Source organism: Agrobacterium sp. fls2-241-TYG-188a (genome assembly GCF_030209845.1).
In genome coordinates this window covers 1231496-1251886 of sequence record NZ_JARVRD010000002.1, presented here as the reverse complement: position 1 = coordinate 1251886, position 20391 = coordinate 1231496, and the positions used below count along the sequence as shown (strand labels likewise).

Below are 20391 nucleotides of genomic sequence, written 5' to 3'. Positions count from 1 at the left end.
AATATCATGTATCGCTACGATGAGTTCGACCACGCTTTCGTTCAGGGCCGCGTTGAGCAGTTCCGTGATCAGGTGGAACGGCGCCTGTCCGGTGAACTCGCCGAGGACGCGTTCAAGCCGCTGCGCCTGATGAACGGTGTCTATCTTCAGCTTCACGCCTACATGCTGCGTGTCGCCATTCCCTATGGCACGCTCAATTCGAAGCAGATGCGGATGCTTGCCCATATCGCGCGCAAATATGACCGTGGATACGGCCATTTCACCACGCGGCAGAACATCCAGTACAACTGGCCGCGGCTTTCCGATACGCCGGACATTCTGGCCGAGCTTGCTAGCGTCGAGATGCACGCACTTCAGACATCGGGCAACTGTATCCGCAACGTGACGGCAGACCATTTTGCCGGTGCGGCAGCTGACGAGGTTGCCGATCCGCGTCCTTACGCCGAGATATTGCGCCAGTGGTCTTCCGTCCATCCGGAATTCTCCTTCCTGCCGCGCAAGTTCAAGATTGCCGTGACGGGTGCCGAGCGCGACCGCGCCGCCATTCAGGTCCACGACATCGGGCTGCATCTGAAGAAGAATGACAATGGCGAGATCGGCTTTGCCGTTTACGTCGGGGGCGGGCAGGGCAGAACGCCAATGATCGCCAAAAAGATCAAGGACTTCCTGCCGGAAGAAGACCTCTTGTCCTACACGACTGCCATCATGCGCGTTTACAATCTGCATGGTCGCCGCGACAACAAGTACAAGGCGCGCATCAAGATTCTCGTGCACGAAACCGGTGCTGAAGAACTGGCGCGGCAGGTGGAAGCCGAATTCGCCCAGTTGAAAAACGGCGAGTTGAAGCTGCCGGATGCCGACATCGCCGCAATCACATCCTATTTCGCGATGCCTTCGCTGAAAGAGCGTCCGGAAGGTTGGGAGAGCGTTGCGCGCTGGAAAAAGGCGGATGCCGAGTTCGCGCGCTGGGTGGACCAGAACGTGCAGCCGCACAAGCACCCCGATTACGGCATGGTCACGGTTTCGCTGAAACCCATCGGTGGCATTCCGGGTGATGCGACCGACGAGCAGATGGAGATCGTTGCCGATATTGCCGAGGAGTATGCGATGGATGAGCTGCGCATCAGCCATGAGCAGAATATCATCCTGCCGCATGTTGCGCTGGCTGATCTGGAGCCGGTCTACCGTGCGCTGCAGGGCGCTGGCCTCGCTACCGCCAACGCAGGACTGATAACCGATATCATTGCCTGTCCCGGGCTGGATTACTGCGCGCTTGCCAATGCGCGCTCCATTCCGGTTTCGCAGGAAATCTCCAACCGCTTTGGATCGCCTGAACGGCAGGCGGAAATCGGCGAGTTGAAGATAAAGATATCCGGCTGCATCAACGCCTGCGGTCACCACCATGTCGGCCATATCGGGCTTCTGGGTGTGGAGAAGAAGGGCGCGGAACTCTACCAGATCACGCTTGGCGGATCAGGCGATGAGAACTCGTCCATCGGCGAAATCATCGGGCGTGGGTTTGAGCCGGAGAAGGTGACGGACGCGGTGGAAACCATTGTCGATACCTATCTCGGCTTGCGTCTTTCCAAAGAAGAGACCTTCCTTCAAGCCTATCGCCGCGTTGGCGCGCAGCCCTTCAAGGAAGCGCTCTATCCGGCAACTGCCGCAGCCGCGTAAGGACCTGTATCATGACCAAGATTTGGAACGAGAGCGGCTTCGTGGGCGATGATCCATGGATCGTTGAAACCGAGGAAGTCAAGGCGCAGGACGGGCAAAAGGCCATTCTTGACCTGGATGCGTTTGTTGCCCGCGCAGAAGAAAGCAATGATGTCGGCCTTGGTGTTCTCATCAAGCCAGCCGATGATGTCGAGCGGCTGCGTCCTTTCATCGACCGCGTTGGTCTGGTTGCGGTCAGCTTCCCGGCATTCAACGATGGCCGTGGGTTCAGCCATGCGTCGCTGCTGCGCACGCGGCTGAATTATGCGGGCGAATTGCGCGCCGTGGGAGATGTCCTGATTGACCAGGTGCCGCTGATGTTGCGGACGGGCTTCGACAGCTTTGCCGTGACCAATGAGACAGCGATCCGTCGGCTCTCACAGAACCGGCTTCCCGGGATTGACGAGCATTATCAGCCTGCTGCCAAGGCAGCGCCTGCGGGCGAGGGATATAGCTGGCGTCGCCGCGCTGCGGTGTGAGCTGATCGCCATGCGGCGATATGCGACATTGTGCGGAAATATGAGTTTTGAGTACATATTTCCGCGCGCATGGCTACAATGATTTTCCTGTGCCTTCAAAACCCGGTTCGGATGGTATATCTCCCATCTGCTCAATATGGCACAGAATGTGAAAATGGACGGATAGAGAATGAACGCTCCAGCCAAGACGGAAGAATTTGCGGTGAAAATCCCTGACGGCGTCTATGCCGAAACAGTGCTTTCCGTGGAGCACTACACCGATCACCTGTTCCGTTTTCGTATGACACGCCCCGCGGGTTTCCGCTTCCGTTCGGGTGAATTTGCGATGATTGGCCTGATGGTTGGCGACAAGCCGATCTATCGCGCCTATTCCATTGCCAGCCCTTCCTGGGACGAAGAGCTTGAGTTCTTCTCCATCAAGGTGCCCGATGGCCCGCTGACGTCGCATCTGCAGCAGATAAAGCCCGGTGACACGGTGCTCATGCGCAAGAAGCCGACAGGAACTCTCGTGCTTGACGCGCTGACCCCCGGCAAGCGTCTCTACATGTTCTCGACCGGCACAGGGATCGCGCCTTTCGCAAGCCTGATCCGCGACCCGGAAACCTATGAGAAGTTCGAGGAAGTCATCCTGACGCATACATGCCGGGATGTTGCCGAACTGAAATATGGCTTCGATCTTGTTGACGAAATCAAGAACCATGAGTTCCTGAGCGAGCTTGTGGGCGACAAGCTGAAGCATTACGCGACTGTTACCCGGCAGGATTACGCGTTTACGGGCCGCATCACCGATCTTATCGAAAACGGCAAGATGTTTGCGGACCTTGGCGTTCCAGCTTTTGATCCTGCTGTCGATCGCGGCATGATTTGCGGTTCATCGGCCATGCTCAAGGATACGAAAGCGCTGCTTGAAAAAGCCGGACTAACCGAAGGTGCAAACAACAAGCCAGCCGAATTCGTCATCGAGCGCGCATTCGTCGGTTGATCGTTCACCGCAGACAGAAATTGGGAGGCCGCAAGGCCTCCTTTTTGTTTCAGCCGTCTGTGGCCTGCTTTGGCGCAATCTCGTGCCGGTAGATCAGGAACATAACGATGGCAATGGCAGCAATGCCGCCTCCCACGAGATGCGATAGCGCATAGCCGCCCTTGGTGGTCAGCCAGCCGGCCACGCCATTGCTGAGAGATGCGCCAATGCCCTGAACGGTCATGACGCTTGCTAGCCCGACATTGAATCGGCCGGTGCCTTTCAATATGCGTTCCACCGCAACCGGCGTGGCAATTCCCAGAAGACCAGCGCCGATGCCATCCAGGAGCTGGACGGGGTAGATGACCCAGAAGCTGTCGAAGGAGGCGGCGAGGACACCACGTATGGGCAGTGCCATCAAGGCCAGAATGAAAACGGAAGATAGCCCGAAGCGACGAATGAGCCATGGCGCGAGAGCCGCGACGAAGATCATGGCGAACTGGGCAACGCCGGTGATGATGGCTGTCGTGCGAAACGGCGTATTGAGTTCTATGGCAAAGTCCTGCGCGAGCAGTCGTCCCATCGGTGCGTTGCCGAAATGAAAGATCAGCAGGATGATCGAGAGGAAGATCAGTCCGCGCTCTTTCACCAATACCTTGAAGCCGGAAGGGCCAGGCTCGCCCTTGTCCTGGGCAAGACCGCGGGCCACCTTGTGATCGATCCGGTCGGGATCGATTGCGGAGATGGCTGCGAGGGCACCAAGCGCGGTGACGATCATCAGTCCGATGACGCCATTGATACCGAATGCAGTCACCGCAAAATAGGTCGCAAACAGCGACACGAAGTTGCCGCCATGATTCCAGAACTCGTTGCGGGATATCTGCCCGGAAAACATCTTTTCGCCAACAAGGCCGAGCGTAAGGCCTGCCAGTGCAGGTCCGATGACCGCGCCGACAACGGCGGTCATGATCTGCCCCGTCCAGACCACCACCTCATTGGTGAAGATGAGAGTGATCAGTGCGCCGATCGTCACCAGCACCACCGGCAGCGCGATCAATGCCCGCTTCCAGCTTGAGCCATCCACCAGCGCACCGCATAGAGGCGTCGCAACCAGACCGACCAACCCGCCGACGGTGGCGATGAGGCCAAGCTGCATGGCTGACCAGCCATTGGTCGCGAGGAAGGCGTCGAGGAATGGTCCAAGGCCGTCTCGCGCGTCTGCGAGGAAGAAATTGAGCAGTGCCAGAGCAAAAAGCGAGCGGTCCGAAATCCCTCGCTGAGGTGATCCCTCAGCGGGGCGACCGGCCGCATGGACAGGTTTGGTGATTGTTGTCACTGAGGATCTCCGGGAGACAGGTGGGGCGGGCTGCCGAAAAACGCGCCTGCCCGATTTAGGTTGCTAGCCCCTATAACTTTCACCGTTGCGGAACATTCGAGACTGCAGGGCGTTCGGACCTCACAACAAGGAACACGCGCATGAATCGCAGACTGATATCCATCATTGCACTCGCGACGGCGCTTGTAGCGCCTCCTGCCATGGCCGACGAGGCCCAGTTTCTGTCTACATTGAAAGGCAGCTGGAAAGGCACGGGTACCGTTACAACCCGCATCGGTGCGCGCCCCATCAAGGTGAACTGTACGTTCGATTCCGCCGCTTCTGGTCCATCCTTGCGCATGAACGGAACATGCCGGGGACTGGTCGTGGTGCGGCGGGCGATTTCGGCTGACCTCAGTGCCAATGGCGCGCGCTACCGCGGAAACTATGTCGGACCGTCCGGCCGTCCATCGGCTCTGTCGGGCAGCCGCAACGGCAACTCCATCAACCTCGCCATTCGCTGGACGCGGGACATCAACGGAGACCGTGAGGCTGCCATGACGATTACGAAGGTTGGTAACAGCGGACTGCGATTGCGCACGACCGACAAGGACGGGGCAGGTGGTCCGACGGTGGTGACCGCAGACATCAATCTGACCCGCTAACCGCACCGGTAATAGCAACTGGCCCGCCAATGGCGGGCCAGTTTTATTTTGGCTTTACTCTGCGGCTTCCGCGTATTCGCTCATCGGCGGGCAGGTGCAGACGAGGTTGCGGTCACCATAGACGTTATCGATGCGGTTGACGGGCGACCAGTATTTGTCGATGCGGAAAGCGCCCGGTGGGAAGCAGCCCTTTTCCCGAGAATACGGACGGTCCCATTCACCGACGAGATCTTCGACAGTGTGTGGGGCGTTCTTCAAGGGATTGTTGAGCTTGTCCGAGCGGCCTTCCTCGATGTCGCGTGCTTCCTCGCGAATGGCGAGAAGCGCATCGCAGAAGCGGTCGAGTTCGGCCTTGGTTTCGGATTCCGTTGGCTCAACCATCAGCGTTCCCGCAACCGGCCAGCTCATGGTGGGTGCGTGGAAACCGCAGTCGATCAGACGCTTGGCTACGTCATCCACCGTTACGCCACAGCTTTCGTTCAGCGGCCGTGTGTCGATGATGCATTCATGCGCCACGCGTCCGGCCTGAGACTTGTAGAGAACGTCATAGGCGCCCTTCAGGCGGGCGGCGATGTAATTCGCATTCAGGATCGCGACCTTGGTTGCCTGCGTCAGTCCTTCGCCACCCATCATCAGGCAGTAGCTCCAGGAGATCGGCAGGATCGAGGGCGACCCGAAGGGTGCGGCGGAAACCGCGCCTGTGCGTCCGTCGCTGGCCGGATGGCCGGGCAGGTATGGGGCAAGATGTGCCTTGACGCCAATCGGGCCCATGCCGGGACCACCGCCGCCATGCGGAATGCAGAAGGTCTTGTGCAGGTTGAGGTGGGAAACGTCCGAGCCGATGTCGCCGGGACGGGAAAGACCGACCATGGCGTTCATGTTGGCGCCATCAAGATAGACCTGTCCGCCATGCGTGTGCGTGATATCGCAGATCTCGCGCACGGTTTCTTCAAACACGCCGTGAGTGGACGGATAGGTGATCATGCAGCACGAGAGGTTTTCCGCGTACTGCTTTGCTTTTGCACGGAAATCCTCGATATCGATATCGCCGTTTTCCATGGCGCGAACAGGAACGACACGCATACCCACCATCTGCGCCGAGGCAGGGTTGGTGCCATGCGCCGAGGTTGGGATGAGGCACACGTCGCGATGGGCATCGCCACGGGCAAGGTGGTAGTTGCGGATGGTCAGAAGCCCCGCATACTCGCCCTGTGCGCCTGAATTGGGCTGCATGGAGAAGGCGTCATAACCGGTGACCTGGCAAAGCTTGGCCGAGAGGTCATCGATCATTTCCTTGTAGCCCAGCGCCTGATCGGCTGGCACGAAGGGGTGGATGTCGGAAAACTCCGGCCAGGTAATGGGCAGCATTTCAGCCGTCGCATTCAGCTTCATGGTGCATGAACCTAGCGGGATCATGGAGCGGTCAAGCGCCAGATCGCGGTCCGAAAGACGACGGATATAGCGGGTCATCTCGCTTTCGGCGCGGTTCATGTGGAAGATCGGGTGCGTCATGTAAGCACTTGTACGCAATAGATTTTTCGGCAGTCTATATTCCGGCTCGAAATCTGAAATCGAGAAGTTTCCGCCGAATGCACGCCACACTGCTTCCAGTGTGGCAGGCCGTGTACGCTCGTCAAGGCTCATGCCGATCTTGGTGGAGCCAACCTTGCGAAGGTTTACACCTTCAGCCACGGCTGCCCGCAAGATGAGAGCCTGCATGTGGCCGACATCGACCGTGATGGTGTCGAAGAAGGTTTCAGGTTCGATTTTGTAGCCGAGCTTTTCAAGACCCTTGGCCATGAGGACGGCCTTCTGGTGGGTCTGCTGGGCAATGGCCTTGATGCCCTGCGGTCCGTGGAAAACGCCGTACATGGACGCCATGACCGCCAGCAGCACCTGCGCGGTGCAGATGTTGGATGTGGCCTTTTCGCGGCGGATATGCTGTTCGCGAGTCTGCAGCGACAGGCGGTAAGCACGGTTGCCACGTGCATCGACCGACACGCCGACGAGACGGCCGGGCATGTTGCGCTTATGGGTGTCCTTGACCGACATATAGGCGGCGTGCGGACCGCCGTAGCCGACCGGAACGCCGAAGCGCTGGGACGAGCCGATGGCGATATCTGCACCCATTTCACCAGGAGACTTCAAGAGCGTCAAAGCCAGAAGATCTGCGGCCACGGCAGCAATGGCACCTGTCTGGTGCAGACGGGCAATCAGGCCCGAGAAATCGCTGACATGGCCATGGGTGCCCGGATACTGGAAGATGGCGCCGAAGACGTCGACAGGATCGAGATCGGTGAAGGGATTGCCGACAATGACCTTCCAGCCGAGCGGCTCAGCACGCGTCTCGATAAGAGCAATCGTCTGAGGATGACAATTTTCATCCACGAAGAAGGCGGTTGCCTTGGACTTGGCGACGCGTTGGCACATCGCCATGGCTTCCGCAGCGGCGGTCGCCTCATCCAGAAGCGATGCATTGGCGACATCCAGGCCCGTCAGATCGGTAATCATGGTCTGGAAGTTCAGGAGCGCTTCGAGGCGACCCTGCGAGATTTCCGGCTGATAGGGCGTATAGGCCGTGTACCAGGCAGGATTTTCCAAAATGTTGCGCTGGATGACTGGTGGCGTGATAGTGCCGTAATAGCCCTGACCGATGAGCGAGGTCAAAACCTTGTTCTTGTTTGCTGTTTCGCGAAGGCGATCAAGGGCCTCACGCTCTGTCAGCGCCGCGCCCCAGGCAAGCGGCGTCTTCTGGCGAATGGAGGACGGCACGGTTGCGTCAATAAGGCCATCGAGGCTGTTATAGCCGATGACCTTGAGCATATCCGTCATTTCCGACGGAGAAGGCCCGATGTGACGACGGTTTGCGAAGTCGTAGGGCTGGTAGTCGGTGAAATGGAACTCTGTGGGAGTCGTCATTACGCGATAAGCTCCTTATAGGCGGCTTCGTCCAGAAGCGCGTCGGCATCGGCTGCATTGGACAGCTTCAGCTTGAAAAACCAGCCGGCTCCCTGCGGATCGGAGTTGACCAGCGACGGATCGTCAACGATGGCCTGGTTGATCTCGACAACTTCGCCATCCAGAGGACAATACACGTCGGAGGCAGCCTTCACGCTTTCCACCGTTGCAGCATCGCCATCCTTGGAGAAGGTCGAGCCGACTTCCGGCAGTTCAACGAAGACGAGGTCGCCAAGCTGTTCTGCTGCGTGGCTGGTAATGCCGACAGTGGCGACGTCGCCTTCAATCTTCAGCCACTCATGTTCTTGAGTAAATTTCAGCATGGGAATCTCCGCGGATTAGCGTTTGTATGTGGGGGTGATGAAGGGCAGGGCGGCGACGGTCACCGGCAGGTACTTGCCGCGCACTTCTGCGAAAATCTCTGTGCCGGGTGCGGCAAAGTCCTGTGGAACGTAGCCCATGGCAACCGGGCCTTCGACGGTTGGACCGAAGCCACCCGAGGTGACTTCACCCAGTTCCGTTTTGCCTTCGGCATCCGCAAACAGCTTTGCGTGCCCGCGCACCGGGGCCTTGCCTTCCGGCTTCAGACCCACGCGACGACGGGAGGTTCCGTTGGTCAGTTCACCCAAGATACGTTCGGCACCGGGAAAGCCGCCTGCGCGATCGCCACCCGTCCGGCGGGCTTTCTGGATTGCCCATTGCAGCGATGCCTCGATGGGGGACGTCGTCGTGTCGATATCGTTGCCGTAGAGGCAGAGGCCAGCTTCGAGGCGCAGGCTGTCGCGGGCACCAAGGCCGATCGGCTCACAGTCAGGGTGCTCCAGCAAGGCGCGGGCGATGACTTCGGCCTTGTCGGATGGAATGGAAATTTCAAAACCGTCTTCGCCGGAATATCCAGACCGGGAGACGATGCAGGGCACGTCCAGCAACGGCACTTCGCGTACATCCATGAACTTCATGCCTGAGACGCCCGCCCACAATTCGGCAAGAACAGCTTCCGCACGCGGGCCCTGAAGAGCGATGAGGGCGCGGTCATCAAGCAGCGTTACGTCGCACGTGTCCGACAGGTGCGCTTTCATATGGCTGAGATCAGCGTCCTTGCAGGCCGCATTGACCACGACGAACAAATGGTCGCCGCGGTTGGTAATCATGAGGTCGTCGAGGATGCCGCCGGTTTCATCGGTGAAGAAGCCGTAACGCTGGCGGCCTTCCTTCAGGCCCAGAATATCGACCGGCACCAACTTTTCCAAGGCGAGCGCAGCATCTTCCAACTTGCCGGACTTTGCCTTCAGGATCACTTGCCCCATGTGGGAAACGTCGAACAGGCCAGCGGACGCGCGGGTGTGCAAGTGCTCTTTCATCACGCCTGCAGGATACTGCACGGGCATATCGTAGCCCGCAAAGGGGACCATGCGGGCGCCAAGCGACATATGAAGGGAATGAAGCGGGGTGACTTGTAGCGCGGCGGTATCGGCCAAGAACGCCTCCAGGGTAGCGCGATTTCGCGCGGGCTCATGTCATGACACAGTTAAGAGTGCCGGGTTCAAGAGCCCCCTCTGTCCTTTTCGCCTGAGATTGTTATCCCTTCGGCGAGCCGTCCTTATGCAGGTGGCTTCTCTCCAGAGTTCCGTCCCATCCGTTGGTCCTTTTGCCTGAGAGTTTCCGGGGCGGTTGCTCCTTCGGCACCGCATTCAAGCGGTTTCTCCCAACGGGATGGAAGCTCATTATCTGCTAAGCCACTTTCTTGGCAAGGACCAAATGACGCAGCCAAACAGTTTTTTGTTCAGCTTGCGCCATCAGGTAATTGAGCCGCAGCGCGCACGACATTGGTTAGGCAATGTGGGCTTTAACTGTCTTTCTTTTCCGGCAGCTTCTTGCGCTTTGTTGATGCCATGTCTTCAAGTTCTTTTTTTGTCATGGACTTAGCCATGCTTTTTGAAGCACCTTGTAAACGTGATTTTGGCATGTCGCCACGCTTGGCGGCAAGTGCGGCACCGGCGGCTTTCTGTTGGGACTTGGATTTTGCGGGCATGGAAACGGCCTCCTTGCTGTCTTTGACCAGGCAAACAACGTGTCTTTTGACGGACCGGTTCCGCACTCTCGCAATTGCACTTTGATTTACAGCAAAAAGCGCGATATCGCTTCGTGGCATGAGAGGTTTCATGAGCAAAAAACCGGCACCATCGATAAAGCTGCTGCGCATATTATGCGCCACGCTGATGCTGTCGCTTGGTTTTGCTCATAAGCCCGCCGTCGCAATTGCCGCCACAACGGTAGTCCTGGACGAATCCTACCGCCTTCCGGATGGAAGTTTTGCGGAGATTTGCGAGGGGCATGCAGGTGTGCAGACGGCACATGAACTGGGCAGGGCAAACCATTCCGACATGCCCTCGCTGTTTTGTGAGGCCTGCCTTCTGGCATCCTCGATCCTGCTGCCAGCCCCTGATGCAAATTCATGGGTGAGGACGCAATTCGCCTGGCTCCTGAACCGGCCCAATCTTGTGGTCGCCGCCGCGCGTCATGTCGATGATCCAAGACCGCGTGCGCGTGCGCCTCCCTCTTTCGCTTGATCCCAGACACTAGCCCGACAGGGTTTTCTAAAAAAATGCACGATTGGCGCTGCCTTTGAGAGCCGCCATCTAAAGGATCAAGACATGACCATTCGCAAAGTCACCGCCCTTGGCGCGCTTGCCGCAGTAACCTTCTCCATTCCAGCACTTGCACATACCAGCTTCGTCAATCCCACAGCCGAGCAGGACAGCACCATTGTTGCAGCGCTTCAGGTGCCGCATGGCTGCGAAGGCGGGCTGGCAACCACCGAGGTGCGCGTCGAGCTGCCTGAGGGGTTCATCGCGGCCAAGCCGCAGCCGAAGCCGGGCTGGGAGCTGGAAATCATTTCCGCCGACTACAAGAAGACCTACAGCAACCACGGAAAGGACGTGAAAAGCGGTCCGGTGGAAATACGCTGGAAGGATGGCGATTTGCCCGACGCCTTTTACGACACCTTCAATATCCAGGGGAAGGTTGCCGGAGTGGATGCCGGAACTGCGTTGCCATTCAAGGTAACGCAGCTATGCGGCGCCAAGGGGAGCGTCAGATGGGATCAGATTGCCGAGGCAGGTCAGGATCCGCACTCTCTGGACAACCCCGCACCGACCATCAAGGTTGTCGCTAAAAAGGCGGGAGCTGCCGGGCACGATCATGGTGCTGCTGATCATACGGCTGACGTCGTGAAGGTCGGAGCACTGGAAGTTTCAGGTGCTGCATCCAAGGCCATGCTGCCGGGACAGCCTGTTGGCGGCGGCTTTGTCACGATCAAGAATGATGGAACGTCTGATGACCGGCTGGTGGCCGTGGCCTCGCCACTCGCTGGCCGCGCTGAAATTCACGAAATGGCCATGGTCAACGATGTCATGAAGATGCGCAAGCTGGATGCAGGCATCGCCATTCCCGCAGGCAAGACGGTGGAACTGACGCCGGGCGGTCTGCACTTCATGTTCTTCAATGTCAGCAAGCCGTTCGCCGAAGGAGACAAGGTGCCGGTCACGTTGACGTTCGAGAAGGCCGGTAAGGTCGATGTGATGATGGATGTCGGGTCTGCTAAGGGTGAGCAGGAGCATCATCACCACAATTGATGAAAGAGCGACCGGGGCTGACATTCAGGCCCGGTCACTTTTCAATCCGGATCTTGTTGCGGGATTTCCTGGCGTTCCTTGTTGTCCTCATAGGCCTCGATGACCTCTTCAAGGGTCGCTTGCGGGTTCTGCTGTTGGCCCGCTGTGAGGAAATGAAGCGAGAGCGCGTTTTGCTGGACGACGATCGGCGGCTGTCCGACGTCGGAATCATCCACGTTGCCCGTTTTGACGGCCAGTTCGCGGGCGGCCTGCTCGACTTCTGTCTTTCTGGACGGGCGCTGGATCGCCTTGATGGAGTCGGCGACATAGCCGGCGGTGGTCGCCGAAACTGTCAAGACTTGCACCATGCGATCACCCTCCTGGTCTTCAATTGATCAAGCGTATCACCCCCGGCTTTTGCCCCGATTAAATCCTGCGAGTGCATTTTATGAGAAATTTAATGAGTTATTGGGGCCGCTTTTCCGCGTGAGTGGGCTGCGGGAATTTCTCTTTTTCACCGTTTGTCGTAGAAACAACAAACATACCGCTTCTGGAGATTCTTCATGCTCAACATCGCGCTTGTTGCCCTGGGCGGCGCAATCGGTTCCGTCGCCCGCTATCTCGTGGGTATCTGGGGTTTGCGCCTTGGCGGCCCCAATTTTCCCTGGGGTACCTTGACCGTCAATGTCGCAGGCGCTTTTCTGATAGGGTTGATGGTGGAGATGATCGCGCGCCGTTTCGACGCTTCCGCGGAAATGAGGGTCTTTATCGTCACCGGTATCCTCGGTGGTTTCACCACATGGTCTTCATTCACGCTGGATGCTGTCGTTCTGTTCGAGCGCGGAGATCTGGGGCTAGCGGCGGTTTATCTTGCGGCAAGTCTGTTCGTTTCTTTTGCGGCAATCTTCGCCGGGCTGGCCTTAGGCCGCGCTTTGTTCTAAAGGCAACGGAAAATACCGCACGCTGACGATGCGGGCACGAGAAAAGAAAGACTGGAATTGCCATGGCAGGTATCGAGCACATCAAGGTCGAAGCCGAAGAAGCCGGGATGCGCCTCGATCGCTGGTTCAAGATCCACTACCCTGGTCTTGGCTTTGGTCCGCTTCAGAAGCTGTTGCGTTCCGGTCAGGTTCGCGTCGATGGTGGCCGGGTGAAAACCGATGCGCGCGTTGAAGCGGGACAGACTGTACGTGTGCCGCCGCTCGATGTTGACGCCAAGGTCAAGGGCGGCCCCATCAGCTCCAGCGACCTCAAGAATTCCGACGATGTCGAGCTCTTGAAGCGTATGTTGCTGCACGAAGATGAAAAAGTCTTTGTCTTCAACAAGCCTGCGGGCATTGCGGTTCAGGGTGGTTCCGGCGTCAACCGTCATATCGATGGGCTCCTTGAGGCATGGACCAGTTCCAAGGGTGAGAAGCCGCGGCTGGTTCACCGTATCGACCGTGATACGTCCGGCGTGCTTGTCGTCGCCCGCACCAGAGGTGCCGCACAGAAGCTGACAGCAGCCTTCCGTGAACGCGATACAAAGAAGACCTACTGGTCGCTGGTCAAGGGCGTGCCGCGCAAGCACAGCGACAAGATCTCATCCTGGTTGGTCAAGGAACAGACGCCGGATGGCGACCGGATGCGCATTGCCAAACATGGCGAAGAGGGCGCGGACCACGCTGTTTCGTACTACCGCGTGATCGATACTGCCGCGCAGAACCTCGCGTGGCTGGAGATGGAGCCCTATACGGGCCGAACCCACCAGCTGCGCGTTCATGCGTTGCACATGGGTCACCCCATTATCGGCGACCCCAAATATTATATTGAAGATCCGAACTGGGACTTCCCGGGCGGCATCCAGAAGCGGCTGCACCTGCACGCTCGTCGTATCGACATTCCGCATCCCTCCGGTGGACGCCTGCGGGTGACGGCACCCTTGCCGCCGCACATGGTGCAAAGCTGGAACCTGCTGGGTCTTGACGTGGCCGATGGCGACAGGGACGACGAATGAAGCTGGTTCTTTTCGATTGCGATGGCACGCTGGTCGACAGCGTGGGCCTCATTCATGAGGTCATGGCGCGGACCTTCGTGCATTTCGGTTTCGACCGCCCTGATGTGGCGCTGACGAAATCGATCATAGGCCTGACGCTCGATATCGCCATTGCGCGTATGCAGGGCAAGCCTCATGTCGATGACGAGGCGACCGCGATGACCGCGCATTACAAGGCTATCTTCGCCGAGACGAGGGCAGAGCCAGGTTTCGAAGAGCCTCTGTTCGATGGCATCAGTGCGATGATTTCGAAACTCGCCCAGCGCCAGGAAATATTGATGGGCGCGGTTACGGGCAAGTCCCGGCGTGGTCTCAACCTCATCATGGATACGCACGGCTTTCGCAAGCATTTCATCATATCTCGGACTGCAGATGATTGCCCTTCCAAGCCGCATCCGGGCATGGTGACGGAATGCTGTGACGAAACCGGAATGTTGCCCGCCGACACCATTGTTATCGGCGATGCGATTTACGATATGCAGATGGCAAAGGCAGCCGGTGCCACGGCAATTGGCGTGGCCTGGGGCTATGCCTCGGTGGATGATCTCTGGAAGGCCGGAGCCGATGCCATTGTCCATCATCCAAGCGAAATTCCCGGACATATTCCGGGCTGAGAAGGACGTATCATGCGCGACCTGTTGAATGATCTGACGGAAGGTCTGAGCCACCCGGATCCCATCCGCCGTTCCCAAATCCAGATGCAGAAACCTTTGCCGAAGCGTTTCTACAAGGAGGTCACGGTAGGCGAGACGGAAGAGGGTGCATTCAATGTTCTTCTCGACGGTAAAGCCATGCGTACGCCCGCAAAGAGCGCCATGGTCGTGCCGACGCGAGCACTTGCCCAGTTGCTGCGCGATGAATGGGACGCGCAGGTCGACGTCATAGATCCGAACCTGATGCCGGTCTCGCGCCACATCAACACAGCTATCGACGGCATTGCCGCCGATACGCAGGCGGTGTTCGAGGACATACTGCGCTTCTCGTCCAGCGATCTTCTCTGTTATCGCGCTGGCGAGCCCGAGGCGCTGGTCGCGCGTCAGGCGGAGCATTGGGACCCTGTCATCGATTGGGCATCGCATAAGCTTGGAGCGCGCTTCATTCTGGTCGAAGGCGTGATGCATCAGGAACAGCCCCGCGAAGCAATTGCGGCCTTTGCGGTGACCCTGCGCAAATACGACACGCCGATCGAGCTTGCGGCTCTCCACACGATGACGACGCTGACGGGATCAGCCATTCTGGCGCTTGCGCTTGCAGAAGGCGAACGCAGCCTTGAAGAAGGATGGGCGCTGGCGCATCTGGACGAGGACTGGACTGCCGAACAATGGGGCGAGGACGAAGAAGCGCAGGTCAGGCGCGCAAAGCGGCTGGTTGAAATGCGCGCTGCGGTTGATGTCCTCAAGGCTTCCAGAGACGCAGGCGTGTAGCCTCTTAACGCTTTTCTAACCGTAATCGTGGATGGTGGACGCTGAACCTGACGTTAGGGGAGCGTCTATCCATGCATCACTCGCTCAAGCGCCTTGGCATTGTTTTGCTGGCGTCTTTTGCGCTCATGTCTTTCAGGCTGGAGCCTGAAGTGAGCGACAGCGACAAGCTGCTGTTTGACGTGCGTGGTGCTTTCGTCGCCGCGCGGCCAGACGTTTCCGGCGAGCTGATGCAATCCATCCAATACCAGATTTCGAACGCCATTCGCTCCACAACCCGGGACCGAGGGCGTCCGCGCGTGGTGCTGACCATTCGTGTCATGAACGTATCCAGGGGATCCTTCATTCTTGGGGAGCGCGCATCTGCCCGCGTCGTTGTTCGTGCGGCTGCGGTGCAGACGGGTGAAGTCATTGCGCAGGCAGCCTTTACCGCATCCATTCTGGGTATCGATAAATCCCTCATCGATCACGAACTGGCCACCGGCATCGCAGAGCGCGTCATCACGGAGTTTCGCCTCAACCGTCCGGCCCCGCTTGCAACAGCCTTGTTTCCGGGGCGATTTTAATAGACCGTCATATACTTGAGTTAGGGAGCGCGTTCGTGACCTTGGGAGCATATGATGAAATACACCGGCGTCGTTGGTTTGGCACTTCTGCTTGTCATGCCTTTTAGTGTGCAGGCTACCGAAAACCGTGTCGATCGTATCAGGCCAGATGCACCCGCTCTGGCGGCCTACGGCAATTATCCGGTTGGCGTACGCACGATTACCGCCGTGAATGCGGATCAGGTCGATGTCGTTAACATTGAGCCCGGCAAACCATTTCCGCGATATGATCGCAAGCTCGCTTTGGAAGTCTGGTATCCGGCCAGCAAGGCCGGGCAGGGAGATGACTATCATGTCTTCTTGCGGGATGGAAAAACCGAGGTTTCCATTGAGGGGCGGGCGCAACGAGATGCCGAACCCCTGAAACAGGACGGCAAGACATTTCCGCTCATCATCGTTTCACATGGTTATCCCGGCAATCGTTATCTGTTGACGCCGCTTGCGGAGAACCTTGCCAGCAAAGGCTATGTCGTAGCGTCCATCGATCATACCGATAGCACATACAACGATCAGGGCGCATTCGGCAGCACATTGGTCAACCGGCCGCTCGACCAGCGCTTCGTGTTGCAGGAAATGGCGCGGCTGGGCGATGACAAGGCCAGCTTCCTTTCCGGTCTTGTCGATGTGTCGCATACGGGACTGATAGGATATTCCATGGGTGGCTACGGCGCTGTCGTCACCGCTGGCGCTGGCGTTTCCGAAAAGGCAATCGCGGCGGACTGGAGTGCAAAGCAGCGCGCCCTTGCCATTCACGCGGCGGGAAGCAAGGATCATGCGGATCTGTTCGATCCCCGTTTCAAGGCCATCATCTCAATCGCGCCCTGGGGAATGCAGCGCGACATGTGGGACGATAAAGGCCTCTCGGAAGTTAAGGTGCCGATCTTCTTCATGGCGGGCAGCGCCGACGATGTTTCTGACTACTCCAGGGGCATAAGACGCATCTTCGAAGGTAACATGCCCGTCGACCGCTATCTTTTGACATTTGCCGATGCCAACCACAACGCGGCAGCGCCCATGCCCGCACCTGTCGAAAGCTGGCAGATGAGCGAGAAGCTCGGTTTTGCCCCCTTTGAACATTACGCCGACCCGGTGTGGGACACAGTGCGGATGAACAATATCGCGCAGCATTTCGCAACCGCGTGGTTCGATCTCAAGCTCAAGAATGACCAGAGCAAGGCTCCGTTTCTTGACCTGGTTGAGAATTCCGACAAGGGTGTATGGGCGGCAAATAAGGATGGCAGCTTCAAGCCGGAGCACAGCTATTGGACCGGCTTTGCCAACCGCACAGCCAAGGGCCTGCGGCTGGAATACCGCAAGCCCGATTGACGTCTGAAAGCGTGTCTCAGCCCAGACGCTCCGCGTGCCATTTCAGGTGGTCGTCCATGAATGTGGAAATGAAATAGTAGGAGTGGTCATAGCGTTCGTGCATCCGCAAGGTCAGCGAGATGTCCGTTTCCTTGACCGCTTCCTCAAACAACCAGGGGCGAAGCCCATTTTCCAGGAAGTTGTCGGCCTTGCCCTGATCTATGAGGAATTCAGGGAAGCGCGCGCCATCCTCTACCAGCGCGCAAGCATCATATTGCCGCCACGTCGTCTTGTCGGCTCCCAGATATTTCTCGAAAGCGGGCTCCGACCAGTCGGCGGAGGAGGGCGCGACGATGGGGGCGAAGGCTGAGCAGCTTTTGAAGCGATCAGGATTTTTCAGCGCAATCGTCATGGCGCCGTGGCCGCCCATGGAATGGCCGAAAATACCCTGCCGGCTCATATCGACGCGGAACTGTTCTCCAATCAGAGTTGGCAGTTCCTCGGTGATGTAGTCGTACATCTGGTAATGTCTGGACCAGGGTGTTTCGGTTGCGTTGAGGTAGAAGCCCGCGCCCTTGCCCATCTGCCAGTTGGTCAGCTCATCCGGCACGTCATTGCCACGCGGGCTCGTATCCGGGCAAACCACGATCAAGCCAAGCTCCGACGCCATGCGGCGATACTCACCCTTGTCCATCACGTTGGCGTGGGTGCATGTCAGGCCCGAAAGATACCAGAGCACGGGGCAGGGCTCCTGAATGGCCTTTGGCGGAACATAAACCGCAAACGTCATCTCGCAATTCGTGGTCTCGGATTCATGTGAAAACACGCCCTGCATGCCGCCGAACGCAGAGTTTTGGGAGATGATTTTCATGGCGTATTCCTTATGTAGAGAATGAGTTCAGCCCGCCAGCGAAACGGCAGCGTTGACCGCCGCAGCCACAAGCACGGTGTTGAAGAAGAAAGAAACGATGGAATGCAGGAGAACGACCTTGCGCATCGATGTTCTGGTAACGGCGACATCCGATGTCTGGGCCGTCATGCCGATGACAACGGAGAAATAAAGGAACTCGTGGATGCCGGGATTGTCTGTCTCGGGAAAGTCCATGCCGCCGCGAGGTTCGGTTTTTCCGGCACTTGCCGAAGGGCGCCAGAACAGGTGGGCGTAGTGGACGGCCGTCATGGTGTGAATGGTCAGCCAGCCCAGAAAGACTGAGAGAAACGCAAGTGTCAGGGACCACACGGTTTCTCCCGCCGTGTGGTTGAGGGCAACGAACAGCGACGCGACGGAGACGGCGACCGCAAAAAATGTAATGGCGATGATGGCAACTGCTGGCAGATCGTCACTGTCCGCATGTGCTTTCAAATGCGCGGCTGTTAGGCGAGGCACGTGAGAAGAGAAAATCGCGAGATAGGTCACGAAGAAGACAATGGCTGCACCCTCGATGGCGATTGAGGGGCTGAGAACGAGGAGAGCCGCCAGCGTGGCAAGGCTCAGCCCGGCCGCAATCAGGAAAGGTCTGTGCCTGGCGTAATTTCTGGCTTTGGACTGCGGCTTTGTCATCGACGTGGTCTCCGTACGCGCTACTTCTTGATGCGGCGGCACATGCGGTCAAGCGTTTCGAGAAATTGCGAGCGGTCCTTCGGTGAAAAAGCGGCGTTATAGCCCTTGCTTTCCCCGGTTTCGCGCAAATGGGCACCCAGATCGCGCATCGCCGTTGCCATACCGATATTGCTCTTGTCGAAGACACGACCCGTTGGCCCGGTGACCTGAGCGCCGTTGGCAACGCAACGACCCGCCAGCGGTACATCCGCCGTAATGACGATGTCTTCCGGTCCGGCACGCTCTGCGATCCAGTCATCGGCAGCGTCAAAAGAGCTGGAAACGATAACGTTCTTGACCATGGGGTCGCGGGACGGTCGAAGCCCGGAATTGGCGACGAATGTCACCTCCAGCCCGTGGCGTTCGGCAACTTTCAATATTTCCGGCTTTACCGGACATGCATCGGCATCGACATAGATTTGCGGCATCAGTGTTTCTTCTGAAGATCAGGCGTTGAATGTCTTTTAGAAGGGCTGCCGGAAATTCCCAAGCGCTAATTATGAGCAGGCTGTGCGGCACGTACAGGCGAGGGGTCGCTTCGCAGGCCGATCTCCGCAAGAACCAGCGAGCAAATGCTGGCGACGACGAAGCCCGCCGCAAGATAGAGTGAAGTTCCATCATAGAAACGGCCGAATACGAGAGCAAAGACTGTCGAAACGAGGCTTGATCCTGATGCGATGATGGACGCGCCAAAGCCTGCAATTTCGCCCAGAGACTGCATGGCCAGCGCATTGAGATTGCCAAAAAGCAGTCCGGTCGCAAAGAAAGTGACGAAGAGCGTTGCAAGAAAGGCCGGGAAGGGCAGTTCGTTATCGAGCAAAAGGCAGGCCGACATCATCGACACGGCTGAACCAGCAAAGCCGATGAAGGCCGCGCGTGCCATGGCCTCCATGCCGAAGCGTTGGACCAGTCTTGAATTGAGAAAGAATGCCAGTGCCATGGAGATGGCAAGGCCAGCAAAATACAGGGGCAGGCTCTCTGTGACGCCATAGGCATCGTGGAAAATATCCGCAGCTGTGCTGAGATAGAGCAGCTGAGCGCCGAAAACGAGGCCGGTCGCCACGGTCAGCAACATCACGCGGGCATTGGCAACTATTCTAAAGCCGTTGGTCAGGAGAAGGCGAGGGCGTACAGGAATGCGCCGGTTCGCGGGAAGAGTTTCCGGATGGCGGATGGCCAGCCAAAGACCGAGGATCAGCGCAATCAACAGATAAGCGACGAAGATGCTGCGCCAGCCAGCGACGGAAATCAGCCCCATGGCAAGAGCAGGGGCAATCATAGGCACCAGAATAAAGAGCGTAAACATGAGTGACATGACGCGCGCCATCGCGCTGCCGTCGAACTGATCGCGGATCATGGCGCGTGTCGCGATCTTCGGACCTGAGACACCGGCACCCTGTAAGAACCGCCCCAGAACAACCATTTCCAGAGATTGGGATGAGAGTGCTATGATCGGGCCGATTGCGTAGAGCCCGAGCCCAAGCAGGAGGGCGCGCTTTCTTCCGATCGCGTCTGACAAAGGCCCGAGTACCAGTTCACCAAATGCCATGCCGAAGATGAAAAGCGAAATGACATGCTGCGTCGAAAGAAGCGGCGTGGCGCCGAACTCCTCTCCGATTGCGCGCAGACCCGGCAAAAGAGCGTCGATACTGAGCGCTGTCAGCGAGGTCAAAGATGCATAGAGAATAAGGCTTTCTCGAAATTTCATGTGGCAGGC

22 protein-coding genes and 1 riboswitch are annotated in these 20391 nt (G+C 58.0%); of the genes, 12 read left to right on the top strand and 10 right to left on the bottom strand.

Annotated features, from left to right (window positions below):
• Positions 1 to 6: 6 nt before the first annotated feature.
• The 3 genes from QRN85_RS12795 (at position 7) to QRN85_RS12785 (ending at position 3177) form a co-directional block, all read left to right on the top strand.
• Positions 7 to 1677, top strand: a complete 1671-nt coding sequence (locus QRN85_RS12795; RefSeq protein ID WP_284758374.1) for a nitrite/sulfite reductase — start codon at positions 7 to 9, stop codon at positions 1675 to 1677.
• 11 nt (positions 1678 to 1688) lie between these two features.
• A complete protein-coding gene (locus QRN85_RS12790) occupies positions 1689 to 2195 on the top strand; it encodes a DUF934 domain-containing protein (protein WP_113099489.1) in 507 nt (168 codons plus the stop codon).
• A gap of 169 nt (positions 2196 to 2364) precedes the next feature.
• The gene (locus tag QRN85_RS12785) at positions 2365 to 3177 is read left to right on the top strand and encodes a ferredoxin--NADP reductase (protein ID WP_112963573.1); all 813 of its coding nucleotides are present in this window, start codon (positions 2365 to 2367) and stop codon (positions 3175 to 3177) included.
• Positions 3178 to 3226: 49 nt separating this feature from the next.
• Here QRN85_RS12785 and QRN85_RS12780 read toward each other — a convergent pair whose 3' ends face one another.
• The gene (locus tag QRN85_RS12780; protein ID WP_284758867.1) at positions 3227 to 4483 is read right to left on the bottom strand and encodes an MFS transporter; all 1257 of its coding nucleotides are present in this window, start codon (positions 4481 to 4483) and stop codon (positions 3227 to 3229) included.
• A gap of 149 nt (positions 4484 to 4632) precedes the next feature.
• Here QRN85_RS12780 and QRN85_RS12775 point away from each other — a divergent pair, with 149 nt between their 5' ends.
• Positions 4633 to 5136 (top strand): hypothetical protein, encoded by a 504-nt coding sequence (locus tag QRN85_RS12775; protein ID WP_113093398.1) that lies wholly within the window; start codon positions 4633 to 4635, stop codon positions 5134 to 5136.
• 54 nt (positions 5137 to 5190) lie between these two features.
• Here QRN85_RS12775 and gcvP read toward each other — a convergent pair whose 3' ends face one another.
• The 4 genes from gcvP to QRN85_RS12755 form a co-directional block, all read right to left on the bottom strand.
• Positions 5191 to 8055, bottom strand: a complete 2865-nt coding sequence (gcvP, locus tag QRN85_RS12770; RefSeq protein WP_284758370.1) for an aminomethyl-transferring glycine dehydrogenase — start codon at positions 8053 to 8055, stop codon at positions 5191 to 5193.
• Positions 8055 to 8417, bottom strand: coding sequence for a glycine cleavage system protein GcvH (gene gcvH / locus QRN85_RS12765; RefSeq protein WP_113099485.1), 363 nt, complete (start codon positions 8415 to 8417; stop codon positions 8055 to 8057). The genes gcvP and gcvH overlap by 1 nt, the downstream gene beginning before the upstream one ends.
• 15 nt (positions 8418 to 8432) lie before the next feature.
• A complete protein-coding gene (gene gcvT / locus QRN85_RS12760) occupies positions 8433 to 9572 on the bottom strand; it encodes a glycine cleavage system aminomethyltransferase GcvT (RefSeq protein WP_284758365.1) in 1140 nt (379 codons plus the stop codon).
• 152 nt (positions 9573 to 9724) lie between these two features.
• Positions 9725 to 9812, bottom strand: a riboswitch (glycine riboswitch).
• A 128-nt stretch (positions 9813 to 9940) separates the two neighbouring features.
• Positions 9941 to 10126 (bottom strand): DUF3008 family protein, encoded by a 186-nt coding sequence (locus tag QRN85_RS12755; RefSeq protein WP_284758363.1) that lies wholly within the window; start codon positions 10124 to 10126, stop codon positions 9941 to 9943.
• Positions 10127 to 10256: 130 nt separating this feature from the next.
• On the opposite strand from QRN85_RS12755, the gene QRN85_RS12750 reads away from it, so the two are divergent.
• Both QRN85_RS12750 and QRN85_RS12745 read left to right on the top strand, forming a co-directional pair.
• Complete coding sequence (locus QRN85_RS12750; RefSeq protein WP_284758361.1) at positions 10257 to 10664, top strand: hypothetical protein; 408 nt, start codon at positions 10257 to 10259, stop codon at positions 10662 to 10664.
• A gap of 84 nt (positions 10665 to 10748) precedes the next feature.
• On the top strand, positions 10749 to 11729 hold the full coding sequence (locus QRN85_RS12745) for a copper chaperone PCu(A)C domain-containing protein (protein WP_284758359.1): 981 nt from the start codon (positions 10749 to 10751) through the stop codon (positions 11727 to 11729).
• Positions 11730 to 11770: 41 nt separating this feature from the next.
• On the opposite strand, the gene QRN85_RS12740 is transcribed toward QRN85_RS12745, so the two are convergent.
• Positions 11771 to 12076: a hypothetical protein gene (locus QRN85_RS12740; RefSeq protein ID WP_062589619.1), complete on the bottom strand. Its 306-nt coding sequence runs from the start codon at positions 12074 to 12076 to the stop codon at positions 11771 to 11773.
• Between the two features lie 195 nt (positions 12077 to 12271).
• Here QRN85_RS12740 and crcB point away from each other — a divergent pair, with 195 nt between their 5' ends.
• The 6 genes from crcB (at position 12272) to QRN85_RS12710 (ending at position 17095) form a co-directional block, all read left to right on the top strand.
• The gene (gene crcB, locus QRN85_RS12735) at positions 12272 to 12649 is read left to right on the top strand and encodes a fluoride efflux transporter CrcB (protein ID WP_062589621.1); all 378 of its coding nucleotides are present in this window, start codon (positions 12272 to 12274) and stop codon (positions 12647 to 12649) included.
• Between the two features lie 62 nt (positions 12650 to 12711).
• On the top strand, positions 12712 to 13704 hold the full coding sequence (locus QRN85_RS12730) for an RluA family pseudouridine synthase (protein WP_113093392.1): 993 nt from the start codon (positions 12712 to 12714) through the stop codon (positions 13702 to 13704).
• Positions 13701 to 14357: an HAD family hydrolase gene (locus QRN85_RS12725; RefSeq protein ID WP_284758357.1), complete on the top strand. Its 657-nt coding sequence runs from the start codon at positions 13701 to 13703 to the stop codon at positions 14355 to 14357. The genes QRN85_RS12730 and QRN85_RS12725 overlap by 4 nt, the downstream gene beginning before the upstream one ends.
• 12 nt (positions 14358 to 14369) lie before the next feature.
• Entirely contained in the window at positions 14370 to 15167 is a 798-nt protein-coding gene (locus QRN85_RS12720; RefSeq protein WP_284758356.1) for an ATP12 family chaperone protein, read from the top strand.
• A 71-nt stretch (positions 15168 to 15238) separates the two neighbouring features.
• Complete coding sequence (locus tag QRN85_RS12715; RefSeq protein WP_062589629.1) at positions 15239 to 15730, top strand: hypothetical protein; 492 nt, start codon at positions 15239 to 15241, stop codon at positions 15728 to 15730.
• 54 nt (positions 15731 to 15784) lie between these two features.
• Positions 15785 to 17095, top strand: a complete 1311-nt coding sequence (locus QRN85_RS12710) for an alpha/beta hydrolase family protein (protein WP_284758354.1) — start codon at positions 15785 to 15787, stop codon at positions 17093 to 17095.
• A gap of 16 nt (positions 17096 to 17111) precedes the next feature.
• Here the strand turns inward: QRN85_RS12710 and fghA are convergent, their stop codons facing one another.
• The 4 genes from fghA to QRN85_RS12690 form a co-directional block, all read right to left on the bottom strand.
• Complete coding sequence (gene fghA / locus QRN85_RS12705) at positions 17112 to 17945, bottom strand: S-formylglutathione hydrolase (protein ID WP_284758353.1); 834 nt, start codon at positions 17943 to 17945, stop codon at positions 17112 to 17114.
• A 27-nt stretch (positions 17946 to 17972) separates the two neighbouring features.
• Entirely contained in the window at positions 17973 to 18635 is a 663-nt protein-coding gene (locus QRN85_RS12700) for a DUF1345 domain-containing protein (RefSeq protein WP_112963562.1), read from the bottom strand.
• A gap of 20 nt (positions 18636 to 18655) precedes the next feature.
• Positions 18656 to 19102: a YaiI/YqxD family protein gene (locus tag QRN85_RS12695; protein ID WP_113093387.1), complete on the bottom strand. Its 447-nt coding sequence runs from the start codon at positions 19100 to 19102 to the stop codon at positions 18656 to 18658.
• A gap of 65 nt (positions 19103 to 19167) precedes the next feature.
• Complete coding sequence (locus QRN85_RS12690) at positions 19168 to 20382, bottom strand: MFS transporter (RefSeq protein ID WP_284758351.1); 1215 nt, start codon at positions 20380 to 20382, stop codon at positions 19168 to 19170.
• Positions 20383 to 20391 lie beyond the last annotated feature (9 nt).

What these genes read in the sequence shown, in the direction of transcription:
- QRN85_RS12795 (WP_284758374.1), top strand. Translation starts at nt 7, where the DNA reads ATGTATCGCTACGATGAGTTCGACCACGCTTTCGTTCAGGGCCGCGTT.
- QRN85_RS12785 (WP_112963573.1), top strand. Translation starts at nt 2,365, where the DNA reads ATGAACGCTCCAGCCAAGACGGAAGAATTTGCGGTGAAAATCCCTGAC.
- QRN85_RS12715 (WP_062589629.1), top strand. Translation starts at nt 15,239, where the DNA reads ATGCATCACTCGCTCAAGCGCCTTGGCATTGTTTTGCTGGCGTCTTTT.
- QRN85_RS12710 (WP_284758354.1), top strand. Translation starts at nt 15,785, where the DNA reads ATGAAATACACCGGCGTCGTTGGTTTGGCACTTCTGCTTGTCATGCCT.
- QRN85_RS12690 (WP_284758351.1), bottom strand. Translation starts at nt 20,382, where the DNA reads ATGAAATTTCGAGAAAGCCTTATTCTCTATGCATCTTTGACCTCGCTG.
- QRN85_RS12725 (WP_284758357.1), top strand. Translation starts at nt 13,701, where the DNA reads ATGAAGCTGGTTCTTTTCGATTGCGATGGCACGCTGGTCGACAGCGTG.
- QRN85_RS12695 (WP_113093387.1), bottom strand. Translation starts at nt 19,102, where the DNA reads ATGCCGCAAATCTATGTCGATGCCGATGCATGTCCGGTAAAGCCGGAA.
- gcvP (WP_284758370.1), bottom strand. Translation starts at nt 8,055, where the DNA reads ATGACGACTCCCACAGAGTTCCATTTCACCGACTACCAGCCCTACGAC.
- QRN85_RS12750 (WP_284758361.1), top strand. Translation starts at nt 10,257, where the DNA reads ATGAGCAAAAAACCGGCACCATCGATAAAGCTGCTGCGCATATTATGC.
- fghA (WP_284758353.1), bottom strand. Translation starts at nt 17,945, where the DNA reads ATGAAAATCATCTCCCAAAACTCTGCGTTCGGCGGCATGCAGGGCGTG.
- gcvH (WP_113099485.1), bottom strand. Translation starts at nt 8,417, where the DNA reads ATGCTGAAATTTACTCAAGAACATGAGTGGCTGAAGATTGAAGGCGAC.
- QRN85_RS12745 (WP_284758359.1), top strand. Translation starts at nt 10,749, where the DNA reads ATGACCATTCGCAAAGTCACCGCCCTTGGCGCGCTTGCCGCAGTAACC.
- QRN85_RS12790 (WP_113099489.1), top strand. Translation starts at nt 1,689, where the DNA reads ATGACCAAGATTTGGAACGAGAGCGGCTTCGTGGGCGATGATCCATGG.
- QRN85_RS12740 (WP_062589619.1), bottom strand. Translation starts at nt 12,076, where the DNA reads ATGGTGCAAGTCTTGACAGTTTCGGCGACCACCGCCGGCTATGTCGCC.
- QRN85_RS12700 (WP_112963562.1), bottom strand. Translation starts at nt 18,635, where the DNA reads ATGACAAAGCCGCAGTCCAAAGCCAGAAATTACGCCAGGCACAGACCT.
- QRN85_RS12730 (WP_113093392.1), top strand. Translation starts at nt 12,712, where the DNA reads ATGGCAGGTATCGAGCACATCAAGGTCGAAGCCGAAGAAGCCGGGATG.
- QRN85_RS12755 (WP_284758363.1), bottom strand. Translation starts at nt 10,126, where the DNA reads ATGCCCGCAAAATCCAAGTCCCAACAGAAAGCCGCCGGTGCCGCACTT.
- QRN85_RS12720 (WP_284758356.1), top strand. Translation starts at nt 14,370, where the DNA reads ATGCGCGACCTGTTGAATGATCTGACGGAAGGTCTGAGCCACCCGGAT.
- crcB (WP_062589621.1), top strand. Translation starts at nt 12,272, where the DNA reads ATGCTCAACATCGCGCTTGTTGCCCTGGGCGGCGCAATCGGTTCCGTC.
- QRN85_RS12775 (WP_113093398.1), top strand. Translation starts at nt 4,633, where the DNA reads ATGAATCGCAGACTGATATCCATCATTGCACTCGCGACGGCGCTTGTA.